The following is a 17,759-nucleotide window of genomic DNA, read 5'->3' on the forward strand; positions in this document are numbered from 1 at the left end:
TGCAGCGGGCCGCTGGACTATTAGCGGCGCGCATTCATCAATGGCGGCCGCCTGTCGAACCACGGCCGTGCCGCCTCGAGTTGCGCGGCGAGTCTGAACAGAGTCGCCTCGCCGCCGGTACGCGCCGCGAACTGCACGCCGATCGGCAGCCCGCGCGCATTCCAGTACAAAGGCACCGACATCGCCGGCTGGCCGCTCAGGTTGAACAGCTCCGTGCATCCGGCCCACGCGAATGCCTTGTTCGACGCTTCGAACAGCAGTTTCTTCATCAATCGTTCTAGCGGCATCGTGGTGATCGCGCGCATCTGCATGCGCTCGACCGAGCTTGGTCGCATCTCGCCGATCTTGATCGGCGCGGACGCGAGCGTCGCGCACAACAGCACGTCGTAGCGGTTCAGCAGGTCGGTCAGACGCGCAGTGATGCGGCGCTGTTCGTCGAGCGCGGCCGGCAAGCCCTGCTCGCCGAGCTTGCGGCCGACGTGCGCCATCGCCCATGTCGAAATCTCGAACTCGCCGCGCGTTGGCTTGTGGCCGGTGATGCGCTCCGCGTTCAGCACGAGGTCCTCGGCGGTCACCGACCACAGTGTCAGGAACGCATGACGGACCGCCGCGAAATCGACGCCGAGCGACACCGGCTCCAGCCGATGGCCGAGTGAGCTCGCGAGTTGCGCGGCGTCGTCGAGCGCGGCGCGCGCATCGGCCGATAACGACGGCGCGAGCATCGGCTCGGTCACGTAGGCGATCGTCAGCGGTTTGCACGGCTCGCGCGTCGCGCCGAGAAAGGTGCCGGGCGCGCCGCTCGGCCGCTCGGCGTTGCCGGCCAGCAGATCGAGCAGCAACGCGCTGTCGCGCACGCTGCGCGACACGGCGTGATCGATGCCGAGTTCGCCGGCGCTGGCCTGCGCCGCGCGCGGCACGCGACCGCGCGAGGGTTTCAGGCCGAACAGTCCGCAGCACGACGCCGGAATCCGGATCGAGCCGCCGCCGTCCGACGCATGCGCGAGCGGTACGATGCCGGCAGCGACCGCTGCCGCCGCGCCGCCGCTCGAACCGCCCGGCGTGTGATCGATATTCCACGGATTACGGCACGCGCCAAATAGTTCGGGCTCCGTATAAGGCATCTGGCCGAGCTCGGACGTGCTGGTCTTCGCGAAGATATTCAAACCCGCCGCTTTCGCGAGCGCGACGACCGGCGCATCCTGAGTCGGAATGAAGTGCCGGTAGTGTCGGCTGCCCATTGCCATGGGCAGTCCCGCAACGGGCGCGCCGAGATCCTTGATCAGGAACGGCACGCCGGCGAGCGCGGCGTGGGCGGCGGAGTTGTCCGTTCCGTTCGCGCCGTCGACGGTATTCGCGCGATTCGCGTCTTCGCGCGACGCACGTTGGCGGGCCGCATCGTAGTCCTTCAGAACGACCGCGTTGATCGCGGGATTGACGGCCTCGGTGCGCGAGATCGCGACGTCGATCAATTCGCGCGCGCTGACCTGGCGCGTGCGCACGAGTTCGGCGAGGCCGATGGCGTCATGAGCGAGATAGTCTGATTGCACGTCGATTGAGCCCTCGCGGTCGGTTGGCATGCTGCGTCGAATTCGTGGCCGGCCATGCACGCGCGACTGGGGCGTTTCGCTCGGCATCGCGTTGCCCCGCTCGGGCGTCGCACATGTGAAAAGACGGCGTGTCGGCCGACACGCCGTCTTGCACAGAGTACCCGAGTTGAGCGCCGACGTGACTCATGTGAATTCGAGTGCGCACTTCAAATGCGCGAGCTTGCGATCACATGCGCAACGCGGCGGGGCCGACTGAATGCCGGAACCGCGGATTACATCCGCTCGCCGAGGAACGTCAGCGTGCGGCCATGCGCCAATGCCGACGCGTGCTGGTTGTACGACGCACGCTCCGAGCAGTTGAAACCGTGGTCGGCGTTCGGGTAGATGTTGAATTGCACGTCGGCGCGACCCGCGAAGCGCTCCTGAATCTGGCCGATGTCCGACGGCAGAATATGCGCGTCGAGCTCGCCGTAGTGGAACTGCATCGGCACCTTGATGTTCGCGGCTTTGTCGAGATGGTTATGGATGCCGCCGCCGTAGTAGGCGACAGCGGCGTCGACCGAACCGGCCGCCGCGGCCAGATAGGCGAGACGGCCGCCGAAGCAGTAGCCGATCGCCGCGATCTTGCCGGTCACTTCCGGCAGCGCGCGCAAGGCGGCCGCGGCGGCGCCGAGGTCGGCGACCGCGTCGTCGACCTTGGTTTTCTGCATCAGCTCGATGCCCTTTTCGCGATCCTTGCCGTCATACGTCAATTCGACGCGCGGCTGCACGCGCCAGAACACGTCCGGGGCGAGCGCGACATAGCCGTCCTGCGCGTACTGATCCGCGACCGAGCGGATATGGCCGTTCACGCCGAAGATTTCCTGAATGATGATGACGGCCGGTCCCTTGCCGCCCTTCGGCAGCGCGAGGTAGCCGCCGAAACTGTCGTTGCCGGCGGGGATGTCGATCCATCGGGAAGTCGTGCTCATGCTGTTCTCCATTGACTCGCGCGACCGCCGCGCGAGGTCGGTGTGTACGAAACGCTCAAGGCCACGAGGCCCTGCAACGGGCGGTTAGTTTGCCATCAAAAGAATCGCCTTGCAGGGAGGCGGGACGGGGCCTCGCGGGTGATGCGGCGTGCTTCGATTCTCGTCAGGCGATTGAAACGATCTCGATAATTCATTTCTCCGCGATGGCGCGTGTCGGTAAAGTCAGCGCGTGATGGCTCGCGCGTGTCAGCGCATCTCGCGAACATGTTGGCGAGCGCATGAATCAGCACATCGACGGCTTTGCGCCGGAAGGAAACGAACATGAATGAAGGCAGTTTCGTGACGCCGTTCGCCGAGCACTTCCAGATGCGGGTACCCGTCGTGCAGGCGCCGATGGCCGGCGGCGCGACGACGCCGGCGCTCGTCGCGGCGGTATCCAATGCGGGCGGACTTGGTTTTCTCGCGGGGGCAGCGCTCGCACCCGAGAAGATCGCGAGCGAGGTCGCGGCGATTCGCGCGCTGACCGATCGCCCGTTCGGCGTGAATCTGTTCGTGCTCGATCCGGTCTCGCCCGATGAAGCCACCGTGTGCCGCGCGCTCGACGCAATCGATCCGCTGCGCGCCGATCTCGGCTTGCCGCCGGGACAGCCGCTCGCACGCTATGCGCCTGACTTTCGCGCGCAACTGGAAACGCTGATCGAATTGCGGGTGCCGGTCGCCGGCTTTACGTTCGGACTGCTAGCAGCGGACGACGTCGAGCGTTTGCACGCGAGCGGCAGCTATGTAGTTGGGACTGCGACGCATGTTGAAGAAGGCATCGCGTGGCGCGATGCGGGCGCCGATGCCGTCGCCGCGCAAGGCGCGGAGGCGGGCGCGCATCGCGGCACGTTCATCGGCGCATTCGAAGATGCGCTGGTCGGCACGATGGCGCTCGTGCCGCAACTGGTCGACGCGACCGGGCTGCCGGTGCTCGCGGCCGGCGGCATCATGGACGGTCGCGGCATCGTCGCGGCACTCGCGCTCGGCGCGCAAGCCGCGGTGATGGGCACCGCGTTTCTGACCACCCGCGAGAGCGCGATCCCCGAGGTATGGAAAACCCGCGTGCGCGGCATGTCAGATACCTCGACCACGGTGACGCGCGCGATCACGGGCCGCCACGCGCGCGGCATCCGCAATCCGTTGATACAACGTTTGCGCGAATCGGCGGACAGCATCGCGCCGTATCCGGTGCAAAACGCGTTGACGCAGGAGCTGCGGCAAAACGCGGCGCGTGCGCAGAACGGCGATTACCTGTCGTTGTGGGCGGGGCAGGGTGCGCCGCTTGGCCACACGCGCGCCGAAGCAATCGGCGCGATCGAACTGATGGCGCAGCTCGAGCAGGAATGGCAGGCGGCCTCCGTGCGAATCGCCGCGTTCTTGCGTTGATTGCATGGCCGATTTAAGGCTGATTCAAGTTTTTTACCGCACTCACAATCCTGTGCGGCACGCCACATTTTTGAGTTGAAAAACCCTTCGAATCATATGTGACAGAAGCCGGAAAATGGCTAAATCCGCGCCCGCGGAGAAACTTCCTAATTAGCGGAAACCCGCATGGGCTGGGGCTTTCCGGTCCGCTCGCCCAAGCCACGAGCGGTTCGCCCGGGAACTGCGCTATTAGTGTTGTTCCCACTTTCTCAAAAAATTCCCGCAAATTAATTTGATGGCCTACACTTGCGCGCAAGTACGGTTTGCCAACTGTCACAAACAGTCCGGTAAACGTACTGGCCAAGTGCATGAACGATGCAACCGGCGTGGTCGTCCACGGGACTGAGCGACACGAGTAGGGGAAGCGGGGCACAGGGCGATTACGTTGTTTTGACCGAAACTGGAGACTTACATGAACATCAAGATTCAAAAGCTGTTGCCGATCAGCGCTGCGGCGGTGCTGTTCGCGACGTTGGCAACATCGGCCGCGGCCGACACGGTCGTGAAGATCGGTCACGTCGCGCCGTTGACTGGCGGTATCGCTCACCTGGGTAAAGACAACGAAAACGGCGCGCGCCTCGCCATTGAGGAAATCAACGCGAAGGGTCTGACGATCGGCGGCCAGAAGATCACGCTGCAACTCGACGCGCAGGACGACGCGGCCGACCCCCGCACGGCCACGCAGGTTGCGCAGAAGCTCGTCGACGACAAGGTCGTCGCCGTGGTCGGCCACCTGAACTCGGGCACCTCGATCCCGGCATCGAAGATCTATAGCGATGCGGGCATCGTGCAGATCTCGCCGTCGGCAACGAACCCGGCCTACACGCAGCAAGGCTTCAAGACGACCTACCGCGTCGTCGCGACCGACGCGCAGCAAGGCCCGGCTCTCGCGAACTACGCGGCGAAGGGCATGAAGGTGAAGAGCGTCGCGATCGTCGACGACTCGACCGCTTACGGCCAGGGTCTCGCGAACGAATTCGAGAAGACGGCGAAGTCGCTCGGTATGAACGTCGTGTCGCACGACGCGACGAACGACAAGGCCGTCGACTTCCGCGCGATTCTGACGAAGATCAAGGGTGAAAATCCCGACGCGATCATGTATGGCGGCATGGACGCGACCGGCGGCCCGTTCGCCAAGCAGGCGAAGCAGCTCGGCCTGCGCGCGAAGGTGCTGGCAGGTGACGGCGTGTGTACCGACAAGCTGTCGGACCTGGCCGGCGACGCAACCGACAACATCGTCTGCTCGGAAGCCGGCATGGCGCTCGAAAAGATGGCGGGCGGCAAGGCGTTCGAAACGAAGTACGAGAAGCGCTTCGGCCAGCCGATCCAGATTTACGCGCCGTTCACGTATGACGCGGTGTACATCATCGTCGACGCGATGAAGCGCGCTAACTCGACCGATCCGGCGAAGATCCTGGCAGCGATGCCGACGACCGACTACAAGGGCGTGATCGGCGAAACGACGTTCGACTCGAAGGGCGACCTGCAGCACGGCGTGATCTCGCTGTACAACTACAAGCAAGGCAAGAAGACGCTGCTCGACGTCGTGAAGATGTAAATTCGGTGTGGTCGAAGGCGGCGTCGGGCCGCACTTCGATTTGCCGCTAAAGAGGCACGTGGGCCGTCAGGCTTGCGTGCCTCTTCTTTTTGGCGTTGCGTTTGCGTCAGATCTTCAAACGCCGCAGCACCTTCGGCCCGACGAGCGCGATCATCGCGGCGCACACGGCGACGACCGACAGCCCGATCGTCAGATTGGTCACCTGCGCGACCGCACCGATGATCACCGGTCCGAGCAGCAACCCGAAATAGGCCAGCCCCGCGACGTGCGCGAGTCCCTCGGCCGCGTGGATGCCCTTCACGCTCGCGGCCGCCGCGAACAGCACCGGCATCATGTTCGCGAGGCCCAGGCCGATCAGCGCAAAGCCGGCGAGCGCGGCCACCGGATTCGGCAGCAGCAGCGCGTCGACCATCCCGGCGCAGGCGAGCGCCGCACTGATCATCACGAGTTGCGGCGCGCCGAAGCGGGCGCGCACCGCGTCGCCGGCAAAACGCGCTGCCGCCATGCCGCCGGAAAACGCCGCGTAGGCGGCGCTGGCGAGCGCGGGCGTCGAGAGCACGACATCGCGCATATAGACCGTGGCCCAGTCGTACATCGCGCCTTCGGCGATCAGCGCGACCAGCGCCATCGTGCCGAGCGCCCACAACGCCGGCGAGCGCCAGCGGCTCGCGCGCGGCGTCGCGGCATCGGGATGCTCGGCGTGCGGCACGTGCGGCAGCACCGACGGGCACGCGAGCACCAGCACGAGCGCGCTGGCCGCCGCGGCGAGCGCAAGATGCACAGCCGGCGCCATGCCGCGCGACAGCAGCGCCCCGCCCACCGCCGCGCCGAACATGCCGCCAAGGCTGAACATCCCGTGCAGCGACGACATGATCGGCTTGCCGAGCGCCTTTTCGACGGCGCTCGCTTCGGCGTTCATCGCGACGTCGAGCGTGGCCATGCCCGCGCCGAAGACGGCCAGCACGACCAGCAGGATCCAGTACGCCGGCACGACGAGGATCAACGCGGCGCAGGCGGCCATCGCGAGGCCGCCGGTCAGGCAGGCGCGGCGCGTGCCGACCCGCGCGATCCACGACGCATTGGTCACCATCGCGCCGATCGATCCGCCCGCCACCGCGAACAACGCGAACGACAGCATCGCCGGATTCAGATGGAAGCGGTCGCGCACCGTCGGCACGTGCACGCCCCACGAGGCGTACATCATGCCGGCGATGAAAAATACCGCCATCGTGGCAATGCGTGCGCGTTGCCGTGCGGTGACGGACAGATTGCGATGCGCGGCGGGCAGGACGGCGAATTCGGAGGCTTGGTGATCGGGCACGGAGGTCTCGAGGCGAAGTGCGCGAGAAAGCGCATTGAAAGCGGATCTTCGATTCTATCGAAGCGTGGTGGCGAATGCTTGGAGCCGTGGGATCGGGCGCATACGATTGATAGGCTGGGGGATGCAACCTGGCGGTATTGCCGGCTGTCATGCCATGGCACGCCGCAGTTGGTTTTTGCATTGCCGTGCGCGGCGGCTTTTCTGCCGCTCACCGCTTTCCGTCCATTCCTAATTCAACGAGGAACGCTCAGTTGAACATTCCGGCTCACGCTCCGCTGCATCTGCTGCACACGGCCACGGTCGGCACGCTCGCCACCCATGCTCGCCAGCCCGAGGGCTTTCCGTATCCGTCGGTGCTGCCGTTCGCGCCGGACGCGCGGCATCGTCCGACGATCCTCGTGAGCCGGCTCGCGGAGCACACGCACAACCTGCACACCGATCCGCGCGCCGGTTTTCTGGCCGTCGACGCACCCGACGGCGACGTGCTGGGCGGCCAGCGCGTCACGCTGCTTGGCCGCTTCGAGCCGGTCGGCTCGAGCCCGGAACTGGCGCGGCGCTACCTGCGCTATCACCCGGACGCGGAGCGCTACCTGATGCTGGGCGATTTCACGTTCTGGATCATGGAGGTCGAGCGGCTGCGCTACATCGGCGGCTTTGGTGCGATGGGCTGGCTCGATGGCGCCGAACTCGATCCGCTGCCGCCGCTTGCAGTCAGCGAGGAGGACGCGCTGATCGCGGAATTCGGTCACCGGCTGAGTGGCACGGGCGGCGTCGAATTGCTGGGTGTCGACCGTTATGGCGCCGATCTGAAACGCAACGGCGTGCGCCACCGTTTCGCATTCGATGGCGCCCGGTCCGATACCGGGACATTGCACGCCGCGCTCGAAGTCTGCATCGAGCGGCATGCGGATTAAGTATTTATCGTTTATCGAGAAAGCGCGCGTGCGCCAGTCGCGACGAACGGGTCTGATCTTTGTCTCAATAGTGCGCGGCTTATTCAAGCCAAAGCTTTCATGCCGTGAAATGTTCGATGTGCAATGGACCGCTCAAGTCTCATTTCCTGATAGTTAAATCGTGTAAATATGCAGATGAGTGGACTTTTTTAGCGACATGCGAAATCAGCGATTAGAAAGGCCGTAGTCCGACCCAAAAGCAGCGCAGGAAACTTTTTGAAACGAATTTAAATTAATTTTTTCCGGTTGCTTATCCAGCCTTTCTATTTTGTGTTAATCTCGCCGTCAAATTCCGAGGCATGAAACCTTCAAAGGCGAGTCGGCAAAAGACCGGCGGTCATTTATCCATACCACAAGGGAAACCTATGTCTTCTTACAAGGAACTGCTCGCACAGCGCGAGAAGCTCGAAAAGCAGATTGAAGAAGCGAAGTCGCGCGAATACGCGGAAGTCTTGAATGAAATCAAGCAGAAGATGGCGGATTACGGCATTTCGCTGAGCGAACTCGGCGGCGGCCGCGCACCGAAAGGCGCTAAAGCGAGCCGGCCGCGCGCAGGCGTCGCGCCTAAATATCGCGATCCGGAAAGCGGCAGCACGTGGTCCGGTCGCGGCAAGCCGCCGCGCTGGATTGCGGGTCTTGATCGCGAAAAGTTTCTGATCCAGAAGTAATCACGATCAGGCGGGCAATGAGGGTTGGCCGCACGTAGTACGAATAGCGGCGATCCACCCGCGTTTATAGCCTGCTGCAGAATCTGGAAAAGCCGCGCACCGTTCAGGGCGCGGTTTTCGTCATTTGCGGCGCCGAGTTTTTTGTCGCATGCGCTTCAGGCAACTGGAACGCGAATGCTTTTCGTTTAGATAAGCGATTGATTTAAAAAGGTTTTTTTCCGCTTTTCCCTGCGCGCGCGATTCGCGGCGGCTACAATAACGATAATTGACATTTCCGCCACTTCAGCATGCAGTCCGCCGCGATCGCCCAATCCACCGAGAAACAACGCGTTGCGCGCAAAAGTACTTTTGCGAGTATTGCGCTCAATAGCGTGTTGATGACGCTGCAAATCGCCATCGGCACGATCGCGCACTCGCAGGCGCTAGTTGCCGACGGTGTCCATTCCCTTGCCGATCTTATTTCCGATTTTGTCGTGCTGATTGCCAATCGGCACAGCGGGGCCAAGCCCGACGCGGATCACAATTACGGGCATAGCCGTTATGAGACGGTGGCGTCGTTATTTCTCGGCGCGCTGCTGATCTCGGTCGGCGTCGGCATGTTGTGGCGCGCCGGTACGCGGCTCGCCGACCTGCAAAATATTCCCGCCGTGCACATGAGCGCGCTCGCGGTCGCGGCGCTCGTGCTGGTCTGCAAGGAAGCGCTGTTTCGCTACATGCTGCGCGAGGCGAAGCGCGTGCGTTCCGCGATGCTGATCGCGAACGCATGGCACGCGCGCTCGGACGCGGCGTCGTCGCTGGTGGTGGGGATCGGCGTGATCGGCAGCCTCGCCGGCTTGCGGTTGCTCGACCCGATCGCAGCGGCCATCGTCGGTTTCATGGTCGCGCGCATGGGCTGGACCTTCGGTTGGGACGCGCTGCAGGATCTGTCGGACCGCGCGCTCGACGAAACCGCCGCGGCCGACATGCGCGCATTACTGATGTCCACCCCCGGCGTGCGTGACGTGCACGAAATGCGTACGCGCAAGATGGGCGATTTCGCGCTCGTCGACGCGCACATTCTGGTCGATCCGATGATTTCGGTATCGGAAGGGCATTACATCGCGGAGTCGGCGCGGCTGCGTGTGCTGACCGACAAGCGCGTGCTCGACGCGCTGATCCACGTCGATCCGGAAAACGATGCGCTCGCGCATCCACCGGTCGATCTGCCGCCGCGGGAGCGCGTGACCGCCGAGGTCGACGCGGCGCTGGCGGCCTCGGGCTTGCAGGCCGCTGGGATAAATCTGCACTACCTGAGCACCGGGCTCGACGTGGAGGTGGTGTTACCGGCGGCGGCGTCCGTTGAAGGGCGCGCTGCGGACGGCCCAGAGGCCGCGCGTCTGCTGGAAAGCGAGGCGCAGTCGCTTGGGCGCGTCGATCTGGAGGCGCTCAAGCGTCGTCTCGGCGCGCGCAAGCTAGACGTGCTGCTGCAACGGGATATCTCGGCCGCGCAAGGCGGTCCGGTGGCGGAACTCAAGACTGGCGTCGCCCCCGGCGGTCGGTCAATCGCCGCGGAGCCTCACAACGCCGCCTGAGTCCGATGAGTTTCGGACACCCGATGCCGCGAACCTTCATGCCGCCCGCGGCGGCGGCATCCGTCACAACGGCAACTGCGTATCGAACTTGATTTCGCGCAGCACGACGCTCGTCCGCACCTGCGCGACGGCTGGAATCTTGAAAATGCGTTCGTGCAGGAAGCTGTCGTACGCCTTGATGTCCGGCGCGACGATCTTGAGGATGTAATCGGATTCACCGGTCGTGCTGTAGCACTCGGTCACTTCGGGGCAGGTGGCGATTTCCCGCTCGAACTGCTCGACGCCGCCTTCGGTGTGGCGCGTCAGATGGATATGCGCGAGCGCGCACACATGCAAGCCGAGTTTTTCGCGATCGAGCAGCGCCGTGTAGCGCTGGATCACGCCCGACTGTTCCATGTCCTTGATGCGCCGCCAGCACGGCGTGCTCGACAGCCCGACCTGGTCGGAGATTTCCTGCACGGAACGACGTGCGTCGAGCTGCAGTAGGCGCAGGATCTTCTGTGAGAACGTATCGAGTGTCAACTGCGCCTCCGTTAGCGTCGCCGTATCAACGCATGGTAGAGGGCGCGAAAACGAAACGCAATGTAAAACGGCTCTCGCGAGCGAGATTGCCTAATTTACCGGGTCGGGAGCGGCGTTTTGCCCTGAGCCGTCCCCATCATCCTTGCCGTCCCCCGGCAGCTCGGGCTGACGCGCGCGCAAGTCCTTCAGCATGTTGCAAAAGAGGGCACCCTGCTCGATCGCGTCGTCGAGCGCGACGTGCGTGTGCGGATGCTCGTCGAACCAGTGCTTCGGAAAGCGCGGCTTGATGTTCTTGCGGTACGGCAGGCCGGTCATCGCGAACGCGAGCGTCTTGATGTCGAGCGCCGACCACGAAAACGGGCAGCGGCCGACGAAGCGCATCATGTACCAGAACATATAGGTGAAGTCGAAGCCGGCGGGCATCGCGACGAACACCGGCTTGCCCGGCAGCGCCTCGACCCATTCGACATAGGCGGTCAGGGCGGCCTCGGGTTTCTGCAAGTCCTGGCGGCAGGCCGCCCATGCTTCCGGCTGGGTCTTCCACCACGCTTCCTGAACCGGATGCGGCGCTGCGCCTTCGAGCAGTTCGAGATTCGCCGAGAACGTCGCGATCAGCTGCTTGTCTTCGGTGTATGCGGCGGATGCGAAGCTCAGCATCGAATGCGGGCCGGGGATCGGGCCGTCCGCTTCGACGTCGGTACTCACATAGATTTCGCTGCTCATGCGCCCACTCCGTCTGCGACGTAGGGATTCGTGCGGCGCTCGGCGCCGAACGTCGAGGTCGGGCCGTGGCCGGGCACGAACGTGACGTCGTCGCCGAGCGGCCAGAGTTTGTCGCGGATCGAGCGGATCAGGTCCGCATGATTGCCACGCGGGAAATCCGTGCGGCCGATCGAGCCGGCGAACAGCACGTCGCCAACTAGTGCAAGCCGGTGCGCGCGGCTGAAGAAGACCACATGGCCCGGCGTGTGGCCGGGGCAGTGGTAGACCTCGAGGGTTTCGTCGCCGAATTGCACGGTGTCGCCGTCTTGTAGCCAGCGGTCCGGCTCGAAGGCGTCGGCGGCCGGGAAGCCGAAGCGCGTGCTCTGGTCCGGCAACTTGTCGAGCCAGAAGCGTTCGTCGGGATGCGGACCTTCGATCGGCACGCCGTAGTGGCTGGCGAGTGTCTTCGCGCCGGCGCAGTGATCGATGTGGCCATGGGTCAGCAAGACCTTTTCGACGGTCACGTTCTGCCGCGCGATCTCGCGCTGGATCATGTCGAGGTCGCCGCCCGGATCGACGACGGCAGCGCGCCCGGTGGCCTCGCAAACGAGCAGCGAGCAGTTCTGCTGGAACGGCGTGACGGGGATCAGGGTGACTTTCATGGCTGGACGACGCGCTGGGAAAACGTTGATTGTACCGGGCCTCGCGACAGCCTCCGCCGCCCACGCGACGGGGCCGGCTCACGGCCCGTCTCGGACTTTCGTATGTCCATTTTTGCGATAAATGTGAAGATTGATCAAGTTTTTGAGCAGCTCACCATCCCAAAAAAAAGTTTTGGGTATAATGGACTCCATGCACTAGGAATTGTGCTGCCACAAGGCGATGCGTTCCCACAAAAAGGGAATGCCGCTCGCCGTTCAAGTAAGGGCTGTCGGAATGCCGACGGCCATCAGTATCGATGCGTTCGATGCACACGTCTTGCCCAGCCAGGCGCCGCGCGCCTGCTACGGAATTAATCTCCGTGACGCTGGGTGGGGCCTACGCCGCCGTTCCTGCGCGCTGAGTTGCGCGCGCAAGAACGTGTCATTGCCACGTTCAGTTGGCGGCATGTGGGGTCTGGTCAGGCTGCCGGGGACAGGTTGCGCCAGACGTGAAAATTAACCGTGCGGTAGCGGCTGAGTGAGCCGTATCCGGGCTTTGACGTACTGCGCATTTTCGCGCGGCGCGTTGTCGTCCCTACCGCCGGAGCTGCAAGCAACACACCCAGCAGTTTGCGGGTGACGCGGCTCGACAATGTGATTGCACGTCTTATGAAAACTCGGCTAACCCGTGGTGTAGGGACTCTTTTTGCGTTTTTTGTACTGGCCGGCTGTGCCACGCCTCCGGGCGCGCCCGATACGTCCGCGAACGACACGCCGCAAAGTACAAAGAACACGCACCTGAGCTCTTTCGGACCACAATCGTTCGGTAGCGCGCCGGCCTCGAGCCCGAGCGCGTCGAACGCGCCCGCGTCGCCGCTGGCTGACGCGCAGCCGCTCACCGACGACGGCGTCGACGTCGCGGACTTCCATCAGATCGGACGCGCGTCGTGGTACGGACGCTTCTTCCACGGCCGCCGCACCGCCAATGGCGAGCGTTACGACATGCATGCCATGACGGCCGCGCATCGCACGCTGCCGCTCGGCTCGTACGTGCGCGTGACCAATCCGGCCAATTCGCGCTCGGTGATCGTACGGATCAACGACCGCGGCCCGTACGCCCGCGGCCGCGTGATCGACCTGTCGATGGCGGCCGCCGCCATGCTCGACATGCGCCACACCGGCACCGCGCGGGTCAAAATCGAAGGGCTCACGCAGCAGGAAGCGCGCGCCGAACTGAACGAGACGCTCGCGTCGAACTCGGATTCGAACAAGTGATGTGACGTTACGTGGCGATGATGCCGCGTCGGCTGAACCAACCGTCTGCAGAAAATCGAAGGGCCGCGACATGCGGCCCTTTTCTGTTGCCGTCAGCCTTTTACCCGCCGGGCTCGACCCTCACGTTTCGGGCTTGTCTTCCTTCAGCGCCAGCGCGCGCGCGTACAACACGTTGCGCGATGCGCCCGTGAGCGCTGCCGCGACCTTCGCCGCGCTGCTCACCGTCAATTCTTCCAGCAGGATGCCGAGCAGCGCGTCGTGATCGTGCTCGCCGGCCGCTTCGGGCGCCGCGCCTTCGACCACCAGCACGAATTCGCCACGCTGCCGGTTCGCGTCGGCAGCGAGCCACGTTGGCCCTTCGGCCAGGGTGCCCTGGTGCAGGGCTTCGTGTAACTTCGTCAGTTCCCGCGCGATCAGCAGACGGCGTGTACCGCCGAACACATCGGCGAGCGCCTGCACCGTCTCGACGATCCGGTGCGGCGCTTCGTAGAACACCATCGCGTGAGGATGTTGCGCGAGCGCCTGCAAGGCGGCGGCGCGCGCCTTCGGCTTCGGCGGGAGGAAGCCGAGGAACGAGAACGTCGCGACCCAGTCGCCGCTCGCGCTGAGCGCGGTGGCGAGCGCACTCGCGCCGGGCAGCGGGACCACGACGAAGCCGGCCTCGCGCACGGCATCGACGAGCTTGGCGCCGGGGTCCGAGATGCCCGGCGTGCCCGCGTCGGACACGTAGGCCACGCGCTCGCCGGCCTGCAGATACTCGATCACGCGCTGCGCGGCGGTGCGCTCGTTGTGCTGATGCACGGCGACGAGCGGCTTCGAGATGCCGTAGCGCGCGAGCAACTGACCGGTGTTGCGGGTGTCCTCGGCGGCGATGCGGTCCGCGAGTCCGAGCACGTGCAGCGCGCGCAGCGTGATGTCGGCGATGTTGCCGATCGGCGTGGCCACCACATACAGCGCGGCGGCGGGGTACTGCTGCCCTTGCGCGAGTTCGGAGAGAGGAGTCATGACACGGAAGACACAAACAGACGGAACGAGGCCGACATTGTGCCATGTGGGCTTGCGCGAGCAGGCCGTGCCGAACACTGCGCAAAAGATGCCCATAAACGCCGGTCCAAAAACCCCCCACAACTTTTCCTGCGCTCACCAGTCCAAATCCGTCGGCGCGGCTTTCGAAGCACGCGCGCGAGAATATTTGCAGCGCCAGCGTCTGCGCTTCGTGGCGCGCAACGTCACATGTCGGGGCGGCGAGATCGACCTCGTGATGAGTGATCGTGACGGCGCGCTGGTGTTCGTCGAAGTTCGCGCGCGTGCGCAGCGGCATTATGGCGGTGCGGCTGCGAGCATCGGTTGGCAGAAGAGACAGCGCATCGTGCGAGCGGCGCGGCACTATCTCGCGACGCGCGCCACGACGAACCGCGGCCCGCGCGACGAACCCGCGTGCCGTTTCGACGTCGTCGCGTTCGAGAGCGGCAGGCTCGTGTGGTTGCGCGATGCGTTTCGCGCCGACGAAGTCTGACCGACAGCGCAGACAACGCGCGTGAGTGCGATAAACTTGCGCTCGCGTGCCGCGCGAACTCATCGGCGGCCACAGCCTGGCAGTATGACTTCACAACACGGCCGCGCAGTGCGGTCCATTCGCGGTACAAGATAGAGACTCGATGTCAGTCGAACGCATCCAACAACACTTCCGCGACAGCGCGGCAGTCAAACTCGAAGCCCTCGAAACCCTGTCGATGCCGATCGCCGTCGCGATCGACACGATGTTCGCCGCGCTCGCCAACGGCAATCGCATCCTCGCGTGCGGCAACGGCGGTTCGGCCGCCGACGCGCAGCATTTCGCGGCCGAGCTGATCGGCCGCTTCGAGCGCGAGCGGCCAGGTCTGCCGGCCATTGCGCTCAGCACCGACACCTCCGTGCTCACCGCGATCGCCAACGACTATTCGTTCGAACAGATCTACGCGAAACAGGTCTGGGCGCTCGGTCAGCCCGGCGATGTGTTGCTCGCGATCACCACATCCGGCAATTCCGCGAACGTGCTGGCCGCGATCGAAGCCGCGCATGAGCGCGAAATGATCGTCGTTGCGCTGACCGGCAAGGGCGGCGGACGCGCGCAGGAGGTGCTGAGCGACACCGACATTCACGTGTGCGTGCCGTCCGACCGCACGGCGCGCATCCAGGAAGTGCACCTGCTGACCATCCATTGCCTGTGCGACGGCATCGATGCCATGTTGCTCGGCGAAGACTGAGACTGATTTCGAAGGAGAGCTAGTTGATGAGCGTTTTCCGCATCAAGAAGACACTGGTGAGAACCGTGCTCGTGGTCGGGTTCGCGGCGGGCCTGTCGGCCACGCTGCAAGGCTGCTTTCTCGCTGTCGGGGCCGCGGCGGGCGGCGGCGCGCTGATGGCGACCGACCGCCGCACGCTCGGCGCGCAGACCGAGGATCGCGAGATTCAGGTGAAGGCGCTGTCGCAGATCAGCCAGAATCTGCCGGACTCCGCGCACGTCAACGTCACGGTGTTCAACCGCCGCGTGCTGCTGACCGGCGAGGTCGCGGGCGAGGCGTCGAAGCAGCGGGCCGAGAGCATCGTGCGGAACATGAACAACGTGAATACGATCGTCAATGAACTGGCGATCGCGCCGGCGAGCTCGTTCTCGTCGCGCACCAACGACACCTACCTCGAAACGCGCGTGAAGACCGCTCTGATCGCCGAGAAGAACATTTCGGCGAACAATTTCAAGGTCGTGGCCGAGCGCGGCAACGTCTATCTGATGGGCCTCGTCACGATGAATGAGGGCAATATCGGCGCCGACGTCACGAGCCGCGTGCCGGGCGTCGTGCAGGTGGTCAAGGTGTTCCAGTACATCCAGCCGCAGGAAGCCGAAGCTGCTGCGGCCGCCGGTGCGACGGCGCCAGTGGCCGCCTCGCAGCCCGAGGTCAGCGAGCCGACGGTCGGCGCGATTCCCGATTCGTCGGTGAGCGCGCGGCCGCTCGATCAGCAGGCGCCTGCGCCGGTCAACTCGTCGACGTCGGTGCGACCGGGTAATCCGAAGGCGGTGCCTTGATGCGCGGTATGAGGCGTGCGGGTGTCGTGTTCGCGTTGGTGGTGGGCGCGCTCGCCGGCACGATGACGTCGCGTGCTCGCGCGGCCGAGGCGCCGCGCGGCCAGCAGGTCGCCGCCGCGAATGCGTGCATGGGCTGTCACGCGGTCGATCGCAAGCTGGTTGGTCCGTCGTTCCAGCAAATCGCCACGAAGTACAAGGGCGACGCGCAGGCGCCGGCCAAACTCGCGCGCAAGGTGAAGGACGGCGGCTCCGGCGTATGGGGCATGATTCCGATGCCGGCCCATCAATCGATGAGCGATGCGGATATCCGCGCGGTGGTCGACTGGGTGCTCGCGGGCGCACCGTCCAGATGAGGTTTTCCCGGGGCTGGAGGCTTGGCAAAAGGGAAAATGGCTGTGCTAGAATTATTTTTGTGTTGGGGGGGTAGCTCAGCTGGGAGAGCGTCGCGTTCGCAATGCGAAGGTCGAGGGTTCGATCCCCTTCCTCTCCACCAGGAATATCAAAGGGTTACAGGCGATTTGCCTGTAGCCCTTTTTCGTTTCTGCACGCCATGTAACCATGGTGTAACCGAATTCGGTCGACGTGAATCAATCATGATTCTACAGAACGCAGCGATTTACGAACCGGCCGACTGGGGCGGCCATCTACGTCGGCCAGCCTGACAGTCAGTCTGGCCTAAGCTAACTATTTGAAACTGACTTACATGGCAACGCAGATCCGTTTCGGCTACCGCTGTGTCACCTGCGGCACTACCGGCGATACCTTTCTTCCCGACGACTCGCGCGACGCTAAAGCCGTTGCGTGTACGGATTGTGGCGGGTCCGTTACGCTGGCGCGCAACGACGGCTCTCCCGACGCGTTCCAGTCAAACTGTCGGCCAGGTCCAGAGATCGACGTTCGCGGGCGTGATGGTCGATCCAACGACGCACGTTTCCTGCCCTTTTTTGATGACCTCATGTCCGCATCTTTCTGGTGGGACAGTACAGGCGTCGAACCGCAGCAGGCTGCAATGCTACTGTGGTACATCAACCCGCTCGACGATCCGGAAGGCACTCCCGCCGACTCGGAAGACAATCGCGCCTATCGCGCCATGCTGCACGAGTTCACGGCCGTTCAAAAGGCACAGCCCGGCGCGAGGCGGCTGGAGCAGTGGATCGAGATCGCTCAGCACAAGCGCTTGCGCTACAACTCGTGGATTGACCAATGGCTGCGAGCGCGGTCGGCGAGCGACGCGGCCGCGCGTGTCGTCCACTGGACGGTACATGCGCGGCAGATTGCGAACGTGTTATACGAACGAGACACGGCTATCGGTGTCCGCGATAGTCTGATCGGGTACTCCCGGCGCGTTATGGACGAAATGCGCATGCTCGGAATCAAGGGGCAGCGAGGGGAGGTCATCGAGAACTCCAAGACGGTCCAGCGTGAGGCACTGCAAGGCACGAAATGGTGGCAGCAGAAAGCGAAGAACTGACACGCGGGGAACGTGCGAGGCGTTCCCCGCG

At 64.3% G+C, this 17,759-nt stretch carries 20 protein-coding genes and 1 tRNA gene; 12 read left to right on the forward strand and 9 right to left on the reverse strand.

The annotated features are described in order from the left end of the window. Window positions 1-20: 20 nt before the first annotated feature. The 3 genes from OKW40_RS17325 to OKW40_RS17335 all read right to left on the reverse strand — a co-directional run bounded on the left by OKW40_RS17325 (window position 21) and on the right by OKW40_RS17335 (window position 2,841). Window positions 21-1,577 (reverse strand): amidase, encoded by a 1,557-nt coding sequence (locus OKW40_RS17325; RefSeq protein ID WP_429490664.1) that lies wholly within the window; start codon window positions 1,575-1,577, stop codon window positions 21-23. Window positions 1,578-1,819: 242 nt separating this feature from the next. Then, a complete protein-coding gene (locus OKW40_RS17330) occupies window positions 1,820-2,518 on the reverse strand; it encodes a dienelactone hydrolase family protein (protein ID WP_018419150.1) in 699 nt (232 codons plus the stop codon). Window positions 2,519-2,613: 95 nt separating this feature from the next. Further along, window positions 2,614-2,841, reverse strand: coding sequence for a hypothetical protein (locus tag OKW40_RS17335; protein ID WP_184146058.1), 228 nt, complete (start codon window positions 2,839-2,841; stop codon window positions 2,614-2,616). On the opposite strand from OKW40_RS17335, the gene OKW40_RS17340 reads away from it, so the two are divergent. Together OKW40_RS17340 and OKW40_RS17345 are read left to right on the forward strand one after the other, a co-directional pair. Continuing rightward, a complete protein-coding gene (locus OKW40_RS17340) occupies window positions 2,840-3,943 on the forward strand; it encodes an NAD(P)H-dependent flavin oxidoreductase (RefSeq protein ID WP_429356442.1) in 1,104 nt (367 codons plus the stop codon). The two genes, OKW40_RS17335 and OKW40_RS17340, sit on opposite strands and share 2 nt — an antisense overlap. 451 nt (window positions 3,944-4,394) lie before the next feature. Further along, window positions 4,395-5,540, forward strand: a complete 1,146-nt coding sequence (locus OKW40_RS17345) for a branched-chain amino acid ABC transporter substrate-binding protein (RefSeq protein WP_184026037.1) — start codon at window positions 4,395-4,397, stop codon at window positions 5,538-5,540. A gap of 106 nt (window positions 5,541-5,646) precedes the next feature. Here the strand turns inward: OKW40_RS17345 and OKW40_RS17350 are convergent, their stop codons facing one another. After that, window positions 5,647-6,861, reverse strand: a complete 1,215-nt coding sequence (locus OKW40_RS17350) for an MFS transporter (protein ID WP_184051207.1) — start codon at window positions 6,859-6,861, stop codon at window positions 5,647-5,649. A 251-nt stretch (window positions 6,862-7,112) separates the two neighbouring features. On the opposite strand from OKW40_RS17350, the gene OKW40_RS17355 reads away from it, so the two are divergent. Together OKW40_RS17355 and OKW40_RS17360 are read left to right on the forward strand one after the other, a co-directional pair. Continuing rightward, complete coding sequence (locus tag OKW40_RS17355; protein WP_429490666.1) at window positions 7,113-7,775, forward strand: HugZ family protein; 663 nt, start codon at window positions 7,113-7,115, stop codon at window positions 7,773-7,775. Window positions 7,776-8,179: 404 nt separating this feature from the next. Beyond that, entirely contained in the window at window positions 8,180-8,482 is a 303-nt protein-coding gene (locus tag OKW40_RS17360) for an H-NS family nucleoid-associated regulatory protein (RefSeq protein WP_008921239.1), read from the forward strand. Window positions 8,483-8,667: 185 nt separating this feature from the next. Here the strand turns inward: OKW40_RS17360 and OKW40_RS17365 are convergent, their stop codons facing one another. After that, a complete protein-coding gene (locus tag OKW40_RS17365; RefSeq protein WP_187612135.1) occupies window positions 8,668-8,871 on the reverse strand; it encodes a hypothetical protein in 204 nt (67 codons plus the stop codon). On the opposite strand from OKW40_RS17365, the gene OKW40_RS17370 reads away from it, so the two are divergent. Then, on the forward strand, window positions 8,860-10,053 hold the full coding sequence (locus tag OKW40_RS17370) for a cation diffusion facilitator family transporter (RefSeq protein WP_429490668.1): 1,194 nt from the start codon (window positions 8,860-8,862) through the stop codon (window positions 10,051-10,053). The two genes, OKW40_RS17365 and OKW40_RS17370, sit on opposite strands and share 12 nt — an antisense overlap. A gap of 63 nt (window positions 10,054-10,116) precedes the next feature. On the opposite strand, the gene OKW40_RS17375 is transcribed toward OKW40_RS17370, so the two are convergent. From OKW40_RS17375 to OKW40_RS17385, 3 genes are all read right to left on the reverse strand, one after another. Next, window positions 10,117-10,575 (reverse strand): Lrp/AsnC family transcriptional regulator, encoded by a 459-nt coding sequence (locus OKW40_RS17375; protein ID WP_012431468.1) that lies wholly within the window; start codon window positions 10,573-10,575, stop codon window positions 10,117-10,119. A 90-nt stretch (window positions 10,576-10,665) separates the two neighbouring features. Next, window positions 10,666-11,298, reverse strand: coding sequence for an exonuclease (locus OKW40_RS17380; protein WP_090802665.1), 633 nt, complete (start codon window positions 11,296-11,298; stop codon window positions 10,666-10,668). Beyond that, complete coding sequence (locus OKW40_RS17385; protein ID WP_187612058.1) at window positions 11,295-11,939, reverse strand: MBL fold metallo-hydrolase; 645 nt, start codon at window positions 11,937-11,939, stop codon at window positions 11,295-11,297. The genes OKW40_RS17380 and OKW40_RS17385 overlap by 4 nt, the downstream gene beginning before the upstream one ends. Window positions 11,940-12,587: 648 nt before the next feature. Between OKW40_RS17385 and OKW40_RS17390 the strand changes: the two genes are divergently transcribed. After that, a complete protein-coding gene (locus OKW40_RS17390) occupies window positions 12,588-13,193 on the forward strand; it encodes a septal ring lytic transglycosylase RlpA family protein (protein ID WP_429490670.1) in 606 nt (201 codons plus the stop codon). A 120-nt stretch (window positions 13,194-13,313) separates the two neighbouring features. On the opposite strand, the gene rsmI is transcribed toward OKW40_RS17390, so the two are convergent. Continuing rightward, a complete protein-coding gene (gene rsmI / locus OKW40_RS17395) occupies window positions 13,314-14,198 on the reverse strand; it encodes a 16S rRNA (cytidine(1402)-2'-O)-methyltransferase (protein WP_429407737.1) in 885 nt (294 codons plus the stop codon). A gap of 37 nt (window positions 14,199-14,235) precedes the next feature. On the opposite strand from rsmI, the gene OKW40_RS17400 reads away from it, so the two are divergent. The 6 genes from OKW40_RS17400 to OKW40_RS17425 all read left to right on the forward strand — a co-directional run bounded on the left by OKW40_RS17400 (window position 14,236) and on the right by OKW40_RS17425 (window position 17,728). Next, window positions 14,236-14,709 carry a YraN family protein gene (locus OKW40_RS17400; RefSeq protein ID WP_429491993.1) on the forward strand — a complete coding sequence of 158 codons (474 nt, stop codon included), beginning with the start codon at window positions 14,236-14,238 and terminating at the stop codon, window positions 14,707-14,709. Between the two features lie 142 nt (window positions 14,710-14,851). Then, on the forward strand, window positions 14,852-15,439 hold the full coding sequence (locus tag OKW40_RS17405; RefSeq protein ID WP_184002795.1) for a phosphoheptose isomerase: 588 nt from the start codon (window positions 14,852-14,854) through the stop codon (window positions 15,437-15,439). A gap of 26 nt (window positions 15,440-15,465) precedes the next feature. Continuing rightward, window positions 15,466-16,257: a BON domain-containing protein gene (locus tag OKW40_RS17410; protein WP_187628372.1), complete on the forward strand. Its 792-nt coding sequence runs from the start codon at window positions 15,466-15,468 to the stop codon at window positions 16,255-16,257. 8 nt (window positions 16,258-16,265) lie between these two features. After that, a complete protein-coding gene (locus OKW40_RS17415) occupies window positions 16,266-16,610 on the forward strand; it encodes a c-type cytochrome (protein WP_429491995.1) in 345 nt (114 codons plus the stop codon). Window positions 16,611-16,674: 64 nt separating this feature from the next. After that, window positions 16,675-16,750 (forward strand) — tRNA-Ala (locus OKW40_RS17420). Between the two features lie 210 nt (window positions 16,751-16,960). Then, entirely contained in the window at window positions 16,961-17,728 is a 768-nt protein-coding gene (locus tag OKW40_RS17425; RefSeq protein ID WP_429490672.1) for a hypothetical protein, read from the forward strand. Window positions 17,729-17,759: the final 31 nt, after the last annotated feature.

Origin of the sequence: Paraburkholderia sp. RAU6.4a (assembly GCF_050435625.1) — a bacterium.
GTDB lineage: Bacteria > Pseudomonadota > Gammaproteobacteria > Burkholderiales > Burkholderiaceae > Paraburkholderia > Paraburkholderia tuberum.

Coding starts and splice junctions, on each gene's coding strand:
- OKW40_RS17370 (WP_429490668.1), top strand. CDS start 8,860: ATGACGCTGCAAATCGCCATCGGCACGATCGCGCACTCGCAGGCGCTA.
- OKW40_RS17345 (WP_184026037.1), top strand. CDS start 4,395: ATGAACATCAAGATTCAAAAGCTGTTGCCGATCAGCGCTGCGGCGGTG.
- OKW40_RS17390 (WP_429490670.1), top strand. CDS start 12,588: ATGAAAACTCGGCTAACCCGTGGTGTAGGGACTCTTTTTGCGTTTTTT.
- OKW40_RS17415 (WP_429491995.1), top strand. CDS start 16,266: ATGAGGCGTGCGGGTGTCGTGTTCGCGTTGGTGGTGGGCGCGCTCGCC.
- rsmI (WP_429407737.1), bottom strand. CDS start 14,198: ATGACTCCTCTCTCCGAACTCGCGCAAGGGCAGCAGTACCCCGCCGCC.
- OKW40_RS17335 (WP_184146058.1), bottom strand. CDS start 2,841: ATGTTCGTTTCCTTCCGGCGCAAAGCCGTCGATGTGCTGATTCATGCG.
- OKW40_RS17360 (WP_008921239.1), top strand. CDS start 8,180: ATGTCTTCTTACAAGGAACTGCTCGCACAGCGCGAGAAGCTCGAAAAG.
- OKW40_RS17405 (WP_184002795.1), top strand. CDS start 14,852: ATGTCAGTCGAACGCATCCAACAACACTTCCGCGACAGCGCGGCAGTC.
- OKW40_RS17410 (WP_187628372.1), top strand. CDS start 15,466: ATGAGCGTTTTCCGCATCAAGAAGACACTGGTGAGAACCGTGCTCGTG.
- OKW40_RS17385 (WP_187612058.1), bottom strand. CDS start 11,939: ATGAAAGTCACCCTGATCCCCGTCACGCCGTTCCAGCAGAACTGCTCG.
- OKW40_RS17340 (WP_429356442.1), top strand. CDS start 2,840: ATGAATGAAGGCAGTTTCGTGACGCCGTTCGCCGAGCACTTCCAGATG.
- OKW40_RS17330 (WP_018419150.1), bottom strand. CDS start 2,518: ATGAGCACGACTTCCCGATGGATCGACATCCCCGCCGGCAACGACAGT.
- OKW40_RS17325 (WP_429490664.1), bottom strand. CDS start 1,577: ATGCCAACCGACCGCGAGGGCTCAATCGACGTGCAATCAGACTATCTC.
- OKW40_RS17380 (WP_090802665.1), bottom strand. CDS start 11,298: ATGAGCAGCGAAATCTATGTGAGTACCGACGTCGAAGCGGACGGCCCG.
- OKW40_RS17425 (WP_429490672.1), top strand. CDS start 16,961: ATGGCAACGCAGATCCGTTTCGGCTACCGCTGTGTCACCTGCGGCACT.